Raw genomic sequence first — 344 nt, 5'->3', positions numbered from 1 at the left:
CCACCCCTTTAAACGAGTCATTCAAGTACTTCACATTGGTGTAGCCTTTTTTACTCAGCAATGTATACCCCAATGCCGCTCTTGCGCCTGCTTCACAGTGCAGTATCACTAGGCCATCTTTGGGTACTTTAGCCAGTTGTTCATCAAGCTCGGATAATGGGATATTAATCGAACCCTTAATGTGACCATTTGCCACTTCATCAGGGTTGCGCACATCTATGATGGTGGCATTGCCTTTTTTGGCTGCGGTAACGAATACCGACTCTTCCACGGCTCCTGGTAGCATTTTTTTCTCATAGACGAGTTCTGTAGGCAAGCCTTCCGTTTGAAGTGGGCGCTTGGCT

At 47.1% G+C, this 344-nt stretch carries 1 protein-coding gene; it reads right to left on the bottom strand.

Translation table 11 applies throughout. From position 1 onward, the window contains the following. The coding region (locus tag AB4585_RS29155) for a rhodanese-like domain-containing protein (RefSeq protein ID WP_372172296.1) at positions 1-344 on the bottom strand (344 nt) is incomplete at both ends.

This window comes from Vibrio sp. 10N.222.49.C9, from assembly GCF_041474985.1.
Taxonomy (GTDB): Bacteria; Pseudomonadota; Gammaproteobacteria; order Enterobacterales; family Vibrionaceae; genus Vibrio; species Vibrio crassostreae_C.
Note: the sequence above shows the minus strand (reverse complement) of the source record. Positions and strands in the feature narration are given on the sequence as shown.